Raw genomic sequence first — 11690 nt, 5'->3', positions numbered from 1 at the left:
TAACAAACCTTTCGAATATACCTTCGGCTCACTTCTTCCGACCTGCTTCCCGATCCGGAGGTGTTCGTGCGCGCTGTTCTCGCCCTCGTCCTAGCCGCTTCCCTCACCGGCGTCGCCAATCCGGCCCAAGCGTCCACAACAGACGCAGCCGTCGCCGGCTCCTACGTCAAGGTGGGCTACTTCACCCAGTGGGGCATCTACCGGCGGAACTTCACCGTCAAGAACGTCCACACCTCAGGCATGGCCGACAAGCTCACCCACATCAACTACGCCTTCGCCAACGTCGGCGCCGACGGCAAGTGCTTCGAGGCGAACGAGGCCGGCGTCGGCGACGCCTGGGCCGACTACCAGAAGCGCTTCAAGGCGTCCGAATCGGTCGACGGGGTGGGCGACGCGTACAACACACCGCTGGCCGGGAACTTCAACCAGTTGCGGAAGCTGAAGGCGCTGCACCCGGGCCTGAAGGTGCAGCTGTCCATCGGCGGCTGGTCGTGGTCGAAGTACCTCTCCGACGCCGCGCTCACCCCGGCGTCCCGGCAGGCCATGGTGGCCAGCTGCATCGACATGTTCCTGAAGGGCAACCTGCCGCTCATCGGCAGCTCCGTCCAAGGTGGACCGGGATCGGCGTACGGGGTCTTCGACGGCTTCGACGTCGACTGGGAATGGCCGGCCTCGGAGGGCAACACCGGCAACGTGATCCGGCCCGAGGACAAGGCGAACTTCGTGGCGCTGCTGGCCGAGTTCCGCGCCCAGCTCGACGCGTACGGGGCTCAGGTCGGGCGGGCCTTCTCGCTGACCGCCTTCCTCCCGGCCGACCCGGCGAAGATCGACGCCGGCATCGACCCCGCCGTCTTCGGCTACCTCGACTTCGCCACGGTGCAGGGTTACGACCTGCACGGGGCGTACGAGCCGATCTCGAACCACCAGGGCCAGCTCTACTCCCCCGCCGCCGACCCGGCGCCGCAGCGGTTCTCCGCCGACCAGGCGCTCCAGCACTACCGGGCGCAGGGGGCGCCGGCCGCCAAGCTCGTCCTCGGGATCCCCTACTACGGCCGCGGCTGGGCCGGGGTGTCCAGCACCAACAACGGTCTCTACCAGACCTCGACCGGGCCGGCCCGGGGCACCTACGAGGACGGCATCGACGACTACAAGAAGATCATCGCCAAGAGCGGCCCCACCTTCTACGACCCGGTCGCCGGGGCGGTGTGGAAGCTCAGCGGCACCAGCTTCTGGTCCTACGACGACGCTCGGTCGATCGCCCAGAAGACGGCGTACGTGAAGGCGAACGGGCTCGGCGGGACGATGGTCTGGTCGCTCGACGGCGACACCGCGACCGGTGACCTGACCACCGCCATCCACACCGGCCTCGCCTGACCCGCGTGATCATTGCGCCAGCCATGCTGTTTCAGCCGACAAAATGTCCGTTGTTACAGCATTGCTGGCGCAATGATCACCCCTAGCGGACGTCCCAGACGGGGCCGGACGTCTCGACCACCTCGTTGTCGCCCTGGAAGACGACGAAGCGGTCGAAGGACTTGGCGAACCACCGGTCGTGCGTCACGGCGATCACCGTCCCCTCGAACTTCGCCAAGCCCTCCTGCAACGCCTCCGCGCTGGCGAGGTCGAGGTTGTCGGTCGGCTCGTCGAGCAGCAGCAGCGTCGCCCCCGACAGCTCCAGCAGGAGCACCAGGAACCGGGCCTGCTGCCCGCCGGACAGCGTGTCGAACTTCTGGTCGCCCTGCTTGGCCAGCTCGTACCGGTCCAGGGCGCGCATGGCCGTGTGCCGGTCCATGCCCTGGCGATGATCGTCGCCCCGCCACAAGATCTCCACGAGGGTACGCCCGAACAACTCCGGCCGATCGTGTGTCTGTGAGAAGTGCCCCGGGAGGACACGCGCGCCGAGCCGGGCGACTCCGCCGTGCGCGACCGGGGCGTGCGTACCGCCGTCGACACTGCTGGTGACGCCTTCGGTCCCGCCCCGGGCCAGCAGCCGCAGGAAGTGGGACTTGCCGGTGCCGTTCGCGCCGAGCACGGCGAGCCGGTCGCCGTACCAGAGTTCGAGGTCGAACGGGAAGGTCAGGTTCTCCAGCTCCAGCTGCTCGCAGATGACCGCACGCTTGCCGGTGCGGCCCCCGGAGAGCCGCATCTTGATCTCCTGGTCCTTCGGCGGCAGCGGCGGGGCGCCGGCCTCCTCGAACTTGCGCAACCGGGTCAGCGCCGACTGATAGCGGGAGGCCATGTCCGAGTTGTACGCCGCCTTCTGCTTGTACATCAGCATCAGCTGGCGGAGCTTCTCGTGCTCCTCGTCCCAGCGACGGCGGTCCTCCTCCATCTTCTCGTGGCGGGCGTACCGGGCGTCGTGCCAGCTCGCGAAGCCACCGGGATGCACCCAGGCGGAGTTGCCCTCCACGGCGACGACCCGGTCGGCGGTCTGGTTCAGCAGCTCCCGGTCGTGCGAGACGTAGAGCACGGACTTGTCCGACTCCCGCAGCCGCCGCTCCAGCCAGCGCTTGGCCGGCACATCGAGGAAGTTGTCCGGCTCGTCGAGCAGCAGAACCTCCTCCGGACCCCGGAGGAGCAGCTCGAGGGCGAAGCGTTTCTGCTGGCCGCCGCTGAGCGTACGCACCGGGCGGTCCCGGGTGCGGTCCCACGGCAGATCCAGCACGAGGGTGCTGACCGTGTCGCTGAGCACCTCGAACTCGTATCCGCCGGACTCGCCCCAGGCGGTCAGCGCCTCGGCGTACCGGAGTTGGGCCTGCTCGGCGGACTTGCTGAACCGGCCACGCGCCTCGGTCGCCGCCAGCTCCCGTTCCGCCTTCACGAGGCGGTCGCCCGCCTGGCGTACCAGGGGCGGGGCCAGTGACAACGCCAACTCGGCCAGGATGGTGTCCTCGCCGAGCGCGCCACCGGCCGCCCGGCCGTGGCCGAGCATGCCGATGAACTGCCGCATGATGCCCAGCCCGCCGAACCGGCTGATCACGCCGGTCTTCACCGGCAGGTCACCGGCGACCATCCGCAGCAGCGTCGTCTTGCCCGCACCGTTCGGCCCCACCAGGGCCACCTTGGCGCCCTCGCCGACTCGGAACGAGACGTCGGAGAAGAGCACCCGGCCGTCCGGCAGGGTGTGTGCGACGCCGGCCACATCCACGTATCCCACGGCGGGCAATCTTGCCTGATCAGGGCCTTCACTCGCACGTGCATTTCCTCATGGGCGGAGCGCGGGGATCTTGTGCGTAACGCGCCGGGAGTCCGATTAGGCTGTTGTCGTGGCCACGACGACCAGGGTTTACGTCGCGCGGCTCGCCGGCCTCGCCGTTTTCGATCCCAACGGCGACCAGGTGGGTCGGGTACGCGACGCGGTGGCCCGGGTCACCTCGCAGCCGCCCCGGGTCGTCGGCATCGTCGCCGAGATGCCCATGCGGCGGCGCATCTTCCTGCCCATCGGGCGGGTGACCTCGATCGACAACGAGAGCGTCATGCTCAACACCGGCACGCTCAACCTCCGTCGCTTCGAGAAGCGGCCGGGCGAGATGCTGGTCCTCGAAGAGCTGCTGGATCGGCGGGTCACCATCGTGGACCGCGACAAGCCGGCGACCGTCGTGGACGTCGCGATGGAGCCCGACCGGAACGGCGAGTGGAAGCTGAGCCGGCTCGCCGTACGCGAGGTGACCGGGCGGCTCACCCGTCGTGGCCAGGTGCATCAGGTCGAGTGGGACGAGGTGCAGGGCCTGCTGACCCCGGTGGCCGAGCAGGGCACGGAGTCGCTGCTGGCGGTGCTCGAGAAGATGCGCCCGGCCGACCTGGCGCACGCCCTCCAGGAAATGCCTGATCCGCGGCGTAACGAGGTCGCCAAGGCGCTGGACGACGAGCGCCTCGCCGACGTCATCGCCGAGCTGCCCGAACAGGACCAGGTCGAGATCATCGCGCTCCTCGACCGGGAACGCGCCGCCGACGTCCTGGAGGAGATGGACCCGGACGACGCCGCCGACCTGCTGGCCGAACTGCCCCAGGTGGAGCAGCAGGTGCTGCTGGATCTGATGGAGCCGGACGAGTCGGCGTCAGTGCGCGCCCTCATGATCTACGCCGAGGGCACCGCCGGTTCGGTGATGACCTCCGAGCCGGTGGTCCTGACCCCGGACGCCACCGTGGCGGAGGCCCTGGCCCGCGTACGCGAGCCGCAGGTCTCCCCGGCCGTCGCCGCCCAGGTCTTCGTGGCCCGCGCGCCGATGGCCACGCCGACCGGGCGTTATCTGGGAATGGTGCACTTCCAGCGGCTGCTGCGGGAACCACCGGCGGCCATGCTGGGCGGCATCGTCGACAACGACATCGACCCGCTGGAGCCGGAGACGACCCTCGCCGACATCACCCGGCGCATGGCGACGTACAACCTGGTCGCGATGCCCGTCGTGGACGCCGGTGACCGGCTGGTCGGCGCGGTGACCGTCGACGACCTGCTCGACCACCTGCTCCCCGAGGATTGGCGGGAGCGTCATGGCTGAGCGACGGCGGCTGGACCAGCCGCGCGAACCCGGCCGGGTTCACATGCCGCGTTTCGACCCAGAGGCCTTCGGGCGCTGGTCGGAGGCGATCGCCCGGTTCATGGGGACGGCGCAGTTCCTGGTCTGGATGACCCTGGTGATCGCGCTGTGGATCGGGTGGAACACGCTCGCTCCGGCGAACCTGCGGTTCGACCCCTACACGTTCACCTTCCTGACGCTGATCCTGTCCCTCCAGGCCTCGTACGCCGCCCCCCTGATCCTGCTCGCGCAGAACCGGCAGGCCGACCGCGACCGGGTGTCGCTGGAGCAGGACCGGCAACGGGCGGCGGCGCAGAAGGCCGACACCGAGTACCTGGCCCGGGAGATCGCGGCGCTGCGGATCGCGCTCGGCGAGGTGGCGACCCGGGACTTCCTCCGGTCGGAGCTGTCGAGGCTGGCCGAGGAGCTGGACGAGGCGGCGCATCGCCGGACGCAGCTGGAGCGCAAGCACCATCAGAAGGAGCTGCGGGCGTCGACTCGCCGCGACGGCTTCGACGACGAGTGGGACACCGACCGGTCGTAGCCGACACCGGTCCTGAGCAGGAAAAAGCCGCGCGCCGCAAGGGGCATGACGCGCGGCCGAAGTGCTGCCTCACATCGATGGTCGCACGTGGAGACCGGGTCCGTCCAGACCGTCAGTCATCCTCTTCCGGGTCGAGGTTGGTGACCTCGCCGCCGACGAAGGGGATCATCGAGAGCTCGTCTCCGACGGGTGACACGTAGGCCGGCAGCTCGGCGGAGCCGAGTTCGGCCACGTAACGCCAGTATTCGCCGACCGCCTCCGCCGGGGAGTCGGCCTCGATCGGCAACGCCACGTTCACCAGCCAGGACTTCTTGCTCACGCCCCACTATAGGCAGGCGGCCGCTTCTCGACGAAGGCGAAGGTTCCCTCGCGATGATCACCGGTGGCCCCGCATTCCGCCTGGGCCTCCGCCTCCACCGCGAGGGCCTGGGCCAGCGATCCGGCCGCGCCCTCGACCAGTTCCCGCTTGATCGCGGCGTACGCCCGAGTCGGCCCCTCGGCCAGCCGGGCGGCCAATTCCTGCGCCGCCGGGAGCACGGCCTCGTCGTCGTCGGCCAGTCGTGTCAGCAACCCGAGTTCGAGGGCGACCCCGGCGCGTACCGGCTCGGCGAGCATCAGCAGCTCGACGGCCTTCGCATGGCCCACCAGGCGCGGCAGGATCCAGGACGCCCCGGTGTCCCCGGCCAGGCCGACCTTGGCGAAGGCCATCAAGAAGCTGGTCGACGGGCCGCCGATCCGGAAGTCCGAGAGCAGCGCCAGCGAGGCGCCCGCGCCGGCGGCCGCACCGCGTACGGCGGCGATCACGGGCACCGGCAGGGTGGCGAGCGTGAGCGCGATCGGGTTGTAGTGCTCGGTGACCGTCCGCAGCGGAGTGTCGTCGCCGCTGTTCAAGAAGCCCACGTGCTCGCGGAGATCCTGGCCGACGCAGAACGCCCGGTTCCCCGAGCCGGTCAGCACGACCGCGCGAACCGACGGGTCTACGGCGAGCGAGCCCAGGGTGTCCCGCAGCGCCTCCTTCAACGGCACGTCCAGCGCGTTCATCGCGTCCGGGCGGTTCATCGTCAGCGTCACGACGCCGGCGGCGCGGTCGACGAGCAGCGGATCCATCAGGCTCTCCCATCACTGAGGCACGAAGTCACGAAGCGGTCGGCCGCCGGGCGCAGCCGGGCCGCGTGGCGGTCGAAGAAGGCGGCCGCCGCCGTCCCCGCCCAGCCGTCGGGCAACAAAGCCAGCGGCAGCTGCGGATCGGAGAAGAGGAAACCACGCCAGGCGTGCACCAGCTGGAACCGGGCGGCGTACGCCTGCTCGTCGGGCGTCCGGGCGCTGACGGCGGTGACGACCGGACGCAGGTCGTCGACGAATTTGTCGTACTCGGCCGCGATCTCGGCGAGGTCCCAGGCGCGCCGCACGAGGGCCATCGCGCCGGGCACCCCGCCGGAATGACTCGCCGAGAACCGCTCATACGCCACCTCGGCGTCCTGCAGCATCGGGTCGATCTCGGGCGAGGGGCGGGCGGCCACCCAGGCCCCGTCGCCGAGGCGGGCGTACCCGAGGAAGGACAACGCGGACAGCAGGCGTTCCCGCGGCCGCCGATCCGCGGGGAGTGTGACCGTGATGAGGTCGAACCGGCCGTCCCAGCCGGCGCGGCTGGTCCGGTAGATACGCGCGGCCGCCGCGTCGAGGCGGCGCTCGGCCCGCGCGGTCAGCTGATAGCCGGGACCGGCGGGGGTGCGTGTCGCGGCGAGCCAGCCTTGGCGCACCATACGAGAGACCGCGGTACGCACCGCGGGCGCGGCGATGCCGACCGGAGCCAGCAACCGGACGAGGGCGGCGACCGGTGCGCGACCACCCCGGGATCGGAGGTGGTCGCCGTAGAGATCGAAGAGCGCCGACCGGGCCTGCATAGCCGCAAATTGTTACACTTTGTGGCCCTTTTGGCTAGCAATTGTCACATCGATGGCGGCCCGGTTTGGGCTTCGTGGCAGCCATCAGGGAAAATCATTGGTCGGGACCACGCACCGGTCCACCCATCCGGTGCGTTCCTGGACTGCTGACGTGCGGCGGGGCGACCCGCTGCCCCTGGTGGGAAGTCTGAGGGGAGACAGAGATGGCGGCGATGAAGCCGCGGACGGGCGACGGTCCGCTGGAGGTCACCAAAGAGGGCCGGGGCATCGTCATGCGGGTGCCGCTGGAGGGCGGCGGACGCCTGGTGGTCGAAATGACCCCGGACGAGGCCACTCGCCTCGGCGAGGCCCTGAAGGAGGCCGTGGGCTGAGGCGCTGCCTTCCCGGCGCGCCTCGGGGCTTGGCCCACCGGCGGATCGACTCGACAAATGAACACAGAACGCGCTGCTGCGACGGTTGGCCGACCGATGCGGCAGCGCGTTCGCGTTCTCGACTAGGGTGGGCTTCATGCTCGACTTCCGGCTCGCCGCGACGCCCGCCCCCGAAGCGACGGTCGTCGCTCTCCCCGTTCCGGCGGCCGATCCGCGCTGGGACATTCCGGAGGCCGAAGCGTTCCTGACCCAGGCCGAGCACACCGGCGAGGCGGGGCGGGGCGAAAAGCTCGTTCGTCCGTTGTCGACACCGTCGACCGTTTTCTTCGCGGGCGTCGGGACGGGCGACGAGGCGGGCTGGCGAGCGGCCGGAGCCGAGATCGTACGGTCGGCGGCCAAAGCGACCTCCATCACAGTGGACCTCGGTTCCGCGGCCGATCAACCCGCCGCGACCAGGGCTTTCGTCGAGGGTGCCGGGCTGGCCGCGTACCACGCCAATCCGGCCAAGCGGCCTCCGCTGGCCGAGGTGACCCTGCTCGTCAACGACCCGGCCGCCGTGGCCGAGGCGCTGCGGCAGGGCCGGTCCGTCGTGGAGCGCACGTCGTTCGCCCGGACGCTCACCAACACGCCGTCGTCGACGAAGGACCCCGCCTGGTTCGTGGAGCAGGTCAGCGCGGCCGCCACCCAGGCCGGCGTGGCCGTCGAGGTCTGGGACGTCGACCGGCTGCGCGACGAGGGCTTCAACGGCATCGTCGCGGTCGGCTGCGGGTCCACGCGCGGTCCGCGCATGCTCCAGCTCGACTACGCGCCGGCCGGCGCGACGCGCCACGTCGTCCTCGTGGGCAAGGGCATCACCTTCGACACCGGCGGCATCGACATCAAACCGGCCGAGGCCATGCTGCTCATGCGCAAGGACATGGGCGGGGCGGCCGCCGTCGCCGGCGCGGTGCTCGCGGCAGCCGACCTCCAGCTGCCGATACGCGTGACGGCGCTGACGCCGTTGGCGGAGAACATGGTCTCCGGCTCCGCCTGGCGGCCCGGCGACGTGATCGAGCACTACGGCGGGCTGACCACCGAGGTGCGCAGCACCGACGCCGAGGGGCGCATCGTCCTCGCCGACGCCATGGCATACGCCGTCGAGCAGTACTCCCCGGACTACCTCATCGACCTGGCCACGCTGACCGGCGCCAACCGGGTCGCCCTCGGCCGCCGGATCGGCGCTCTCATGGCCGACGACGACGACCTGGCCGACGCGCTGCTCGCCGCGGCCGGGCGCGCGGGAGAAGGACTGTGGCGGCTGCCGCTGCACCGCGACTACGTCTCGATGGTGACCAGCGAGATCGCCGACCTCTACAACCACACCGACGGCGGGGCCGGGACCATCACGGCCGGGCTCTTCCTGCGGGAGTTCGCCGGGAAGCAGCGCGACCGCTGGGCACACATCGACATGTCCTCGCCGTCGTGGGCCGACGAGCCGGAGAAGGAGCTCGCCAAGGGCGCCACCGGCTGGGGCGTACGCACCCTGGTCCGGTTCTTCGAGGATGTCTCCGCGCGATCATGAACTCACGGTCGTGATCGACCGGCGTGTCGTGTCCCCTGTGCCCTGATCGATTCCCGGAGCAGGTGATCGATTAGCGGCGTACGGCGGCGAGCAGGCCGTCCGGAGTCGGCAGCAACGCGGGCAACCAGGTGTCGGAGCGATCCCGGATCGCCTCGGCCAGGTCGAACCCGCACCCGACGACCGCCACGACGCCACCCGGACGCAGCAGCCGGGCGGCCCCGATCACCCCGGCGTCGTGCTCGGCGGGATCGCCGTCGATGACCATGAGGTCGTATCCGCCGTCGGTCAACCGGGGCAGGACGTCCAGCGCCCGCCCGGCGATGACGCGGCTCCGCGAGGAGGCGTACCCGGCTTCGAGGAAGACCCGCCGGGCGAAGCGCTGATGCTCGGCGTCGGTGTCGATTGTGGTCAGTACGCCGTCCGGCCGCATGCCGCGCAACAGCCACAGTCCACTCACACCGGTGCCGGTGCCGATCTCAATGACCGCCCGCGCGTTGACCATCGCAGCGAACAGCCGCAGCGCGGCCCCGGTGGAGGCGGCGATGGGAGCCAGACCCAGCTCGTGGGCGAGCGTCCGGGCGGTCTGCAGGACGACGTCCTCGGCGAGGTAGCCGTCTATGCCGCGCCCGCCCGCCGTCGACGGCCCGAGCTGCCTCGTCATCACGTCCTCCCCATTTCCCCTGTGGATAGTAGTGGGAGATCGTCGATCAGGCCCCTCGAGGCAAGCCGGGGAGGCTCTCGGCCGAGCCGCCAGTCAGTGATCCGGACAACCCTGGATCTCGCGAAAAATCATCATGAACCACCCATCCATGACATTCTGAGACTCGTGACCGACGGCTGGAACTGGCGCCAGCCCGACGATGACGACGCCGCCGAGCGCGCCGCTGCCAGCGGTGACCCGGAGTCGCCGACCGAGGGCCGCACCGACGACGGAATGTGGGCGGACCAGGCATGGTCCGACCCCCAGACAAGCGCGACGTGGACCGCACCCCCAGTACGCCCGGCCGAACCGGCCGCCGGCCACTGGTGGAGCGATGCGCGCTCGGATCCCTGGCGAGACCCGTCCGCACCGGTGAGCCTCACCGTTCCCGGGCACACCGACGCACCCGCCACCGACCGAGTCTCCGACGGCGGTTGGTTCACTCGGCGTACCGCCATGGTGGCGGCCTTGGTGATCGCGGCCGCGCTGGTGGCCGGAGTGATGGGCGGAGCGCTCGGCGTGGGTTTCGTGACCGCGGCCCGGCGGCCGACCGCGGCCCTGAGCAGCTCGAACCGGCCGATCGCGGCGTTGGCCCAGCGCCCGCCGCAGTCGTTCGCGGCCATCGCGGCCCGGGTGCTCCCGAGCGTCGTCACCGTACGCGCCCAGATCCCCGGCGGAACCGCGCTGGGCTCAGGGTTCGCCGTGGGTGACGGGACCTACATCATCACCAATGATCACGTCGTCTCCGGCGGATCGAGCCTGTCCGTGGTGCTGAACGACGGCAGCTCGACCGCGGCCCGGCTGCTCGGCTCGGACCCCGAGTCGGACGTGGCCGTCCTCCGCGTACCCAAGAGCAACCTGCAGCCGCTCGAACTCGGCGACTCGACGACCGTGCAGGTCGGCGACCCGGTGCTGGCGGTCGGCTCGCCGCTGGCCCTGCCCGGCACGGTCACCTCCGGCATCGTCAGCGCCGTCGACCGGCTGCTCGCGGCCGGCGATCCGACACTGACGCGCTACTACGCCGCCATACAGACCGACGCCGCCATCAACCACGGCAACTCCGGCGGACCACTGCTCGACGGAGCGGGCGAGGTCGTCGGCATCAACTCCGTGATCAAGTCGATGGCCACCGACGACGACTCGGCCGGCAACATCGGCCTGGCCTTCGCCATCCCGATCAACCAGGCCAAACGCATCGCGGAGGAGATCATCGCCCACGGCCGCGCCCGGCGTACCGTCATCGGGGCCAGGCTGGACGACGCCTTCCGGGGCGTACGCGTGGCGCAGGTCGACCCGGCCGGACCGGCCGCCGACGCGGGCATGAAGGACGGGGACGTGATCATCTCCCTGGACGGGCACGCCGTGAGCGAACCGGTGGAATTGATCGCACTCGTCCGCAAATATCCGCCCGGATCCGCGGTGACCGTACGCTACCAGCGCGGTTCCGACCGGAAAGATGTGACGGTGACGCTGGCCGCCGACGCGAAGTAGGCTCGCCGATAGCGCTTCGGGGTGACTACCCTAGGGCGCGGTGCCCCCCGGCCGTGGCGGGCACGTGCGGCCGCGAGAGAGGCGACGAGGGTGTTCGAGAACCTGGATGCGTGGGAGGTCCTGGTCATCCTCCTGCTCGCGTTGATCGTCTTCGGCGAGAAGCTGCCCAACGTCATCTCCGACGGCGTACGCATGCTGCGGAACCTGCGGAACATGGCCCGCAACGCGACCGGCGACCTCAGCAAGGAACTCGGCACCGACATCAGCCTCGAGGACCTGAACCCGAAGACCTTCCTCCGCAAGCACATCCTCAGCGAGGAAGAGGAGGCCAACCTGCGCAAGCCGCTGGAAGGCCTGCTCAACGACGTGAAGCGGGACGTCCAGGGCATCGGGGACGAGCTGAAGTCCACGGCGTCGAACCTCGACCACCGGACGCCGATCCAGTCGGCCGACTCCGCCGGCTCGGGCTCCACCGGAACCGGCTCAGGCCCCACCGATGGCGGCGGTTCCGCCCCGAACCGCTTCGCCGACGCCACCTGACTTTCCCTACCGGGCTTTCCGCGCGATCATGAACCTATGGCCGTGATCGATCGGTGTGTCGT

Annotated in this window: 11 protein-coding genes and 1 pseudogene; 7 read left to right on the top strand and 5 right to left on the bottom strand. The window is 70.3% G+C overall.

Annotated features, from left to right (window positions below; all coding sequences use genetic code 11):
• Window positions 1–66 precede the first annotated feature (66 nt).
• Window positions 67–1374 carry a glycoside hydrolase family 18 protein gene (locus AB0H43_RS06790; protein WP_359997642.1) on the top strand — a complete coding sequence of 436 codons (1308 nt, stop codon included), beginning with the start codon at window positions 67–69 and terminating at the stop codon, window positions 1372–1374.
• A gap of 82 nt (window positions 1375–1456) precedes the next feature.
• Here the strand turns inward: AB0H43_RS06790 and AB0H43_RS06785 are convergent, their stop codons facing one another.
• A complete protein-coding gene (locus AB0H43_RS06785; protein ID WP_359997639.1) occupies window positions 1457–3157 on the bottom strand; it encodes an ATP-binding cassette domain-containing protein in 1701 nt (566 codons plus the stop codon).
• Window positions 3158–3266: 109 nt separating this feature from the next.
• Here AB0H43_RS06785 and AB0H43_RS06780 point away from each other — a divergent pair, with 109 nt between their 5' ends.
• Both AB0H43_RS06780 and AB0H43_RS06775 read left to right on the top strand, forming a co-directional pair.
• On the top strand, window positions 3267–4499 hold the full coding sequence (locus AB0H43_RS06780) for a CBS domain-containing protein (protein ID WP_359997637.1): 1233 nt from the start codon (window positions 3267–3269) through the stop codon (window positions 4497–4499).
• The gene (locus tag AB0H43_RS06775; protein ID WP_359997634.1) at window positions 4492–5061 is read left to right on the top strand and encodes a DUF1003 domain-containing protein; all 570 of its coding nucleotides are present in this window, start codon (window positions 4492–4494) and stop codon (window positions 5059–5061) included. Before AB0H43_RS06780 ends, AB0H43_RS06775 begins: the two co-directional genes overlap by 8 nt.
• Window positions 5062–5173: 112 nt before the next feature.
• Here AB0H43_RS06775 and AB0H43_RS06770 read toward each other — a convergent pair.
• The 3 genes and pseudogenes from AB0H43_RS06770 to AB0H43_RS06760 all read right to left on the bottom strand — a co-directional run.
• Window positions 5174–5374, bottom strand: a pseudogene (locus AB0H43_RS06770) (hypothetical protein); the annotation flags it as partial.
• Window positions 5375–5376: 2 nt separating this feature from the next.
• Window positions 5377–6171 (bottom strand): enoyl-CoA hydratase-related protein, encoded by a 795-nt coding sequence (locus tag AB0H43_RS06765; protein ID WP_359998584.1) that lies wholly within the window; start codon window positions 6169–6171, stop codon window positions 5377–5379.
• Window positions 6168–6965: a PaaX family transcriptional regulator C-terminal domain-containing protein gene (locus AB0H43_RS06760; protein WP_359997632.1), complete on the bottom strand. Its 798-nt coding sequence runs from the start codon at window positions 6963–6965 to the stop codon at window positions 6168–6170. Before AB0H43_RS06760 ends, AB0H43_RS06765 begins: the two co-directional genes overlap by 4 nt.
• A gap of 203 nt (window positions 6966–7168) precedes the next feature.
• Here AB0H43_RS06760 and AB0H43_RS06755 point away from each other — a divergent pair, with 203 nt between their 5' ends.
• Entirely contained in the window at window positions 7169–7336 is a 168-nt protein-coding gene (locus AB0H43_RS06755) for a DUF3117 domain-containing protein (protein ID WP_084556858.1), read from the top strand.
• Window positions 7337–7472: 136 nt separating this feature from the next.
• On the top strand, window positions 7473–8897 hold the full coding sequence (locus tag AB0H43_RS06750) for a leucyl aminopeptidase family protein (RefSeq protein ID WP_359997629.1): 1425 nt from the start codon (window positions 7473–7475) through the stop codon (window positions 8895–8897).
• A 70-nt stretch (window positions 8898–8967) separates the two neighbouring features.
• Here AB0H43_RS06750 and AB0H43_RS06745 read toward each other — a convergent pair whose 3' ends face one another.
• The gene (locus AB0H43_RS06745) at window positions 8968–9558 is read right to left on the bottom strand and encodes a class I SAM-dependent methyltransferase (RefSeq protein WP_359997626.1); all 591 of its coding nucleotides are present in this window, start codon (window positions 9556–9558) and stop codon (window positions 8968–8970) included.
• A 165-nt stretch (window positions 9559–9723) separates the two neighbouring features.
• Here AB0H43_RS06745 and AB0H43_RS06740 point away from each other — a divergent pair, with 165 nt between their 5' ends.
• Window positions 9724–11088, top strand: a complete 1365-nt coding sequence (locus tag AB0H43_RS06740; RefSeq protein ID WP_359997624.1) for a trypsin-like peptidase domain-containing protein — start codon at window positions 9724–9726, stop codon at window positions 11086–11088.
• Between the two features lie 90 nt (window positions 11089–11178).
• Window positions 11179–11628, top strand: a complete 450-nt coding sequence (locus AB0H43_RS06735; protein ID WP_359997621.1) for a preprotein translocase subunit TatB — start codon at window positions 11179–11181, stop codon at window positions 11626–11628.
• Window positions 11629–11690 lie beyond the last annotated feature (62 nt).

This window comes from Hamadaea sp. NPDC050747, from assembly GCF_040654195.1.
GTDB lineage: Bacteria > Actinomycetota > Actinomycetes > Mycobacteriales > Micromonosporaceae > Hamadaea.
This window is presented reverse-complemented; position numbering and strand designations above follow the sequence as displayed.

Excerpts from the sequence above, each read along its gene's own strand:
- AB0H43_RS06760 (WP_359997632.1), bottom strand. The coding sequence starts at position 6,965 with ATGCAGGCCCGGTCGGCGCTCTTCGATCTCTACGGCGACCACCTCCGA.
- AB0H43_RS06755 (WP_084556858.1), top strand. The coding sequence starts at position 7,169 with ATGGCGGCGATGAAGCCGCGGACGGGCGACGGTCCGCTGGAGGTCACC.
- AB0H43_RS06775 (WP_359997634.1), top strand. The coding sequence starts at position 4,492 with ATGGCTGAGCGACGGCGGCTGGACCAGCCGCGCGAACCCGGCCGGGTT.
- AB0H43_RS06750 (WP_359997629.1), top strand. The coding sequence starts at position 7,473 with ATGCTCGACTTCCGGCTCGCCGCGACGCCCGCCCCCGAAGCGACGGTC.
- AB0H43_RS06745 (WP_359997626.1), bottom strand. The coding sequence starts at position 9,558 with ATGACGAGGCAGCTCGGGCCGTCGACGGCGGGCGGGCGCGGCATAGAC.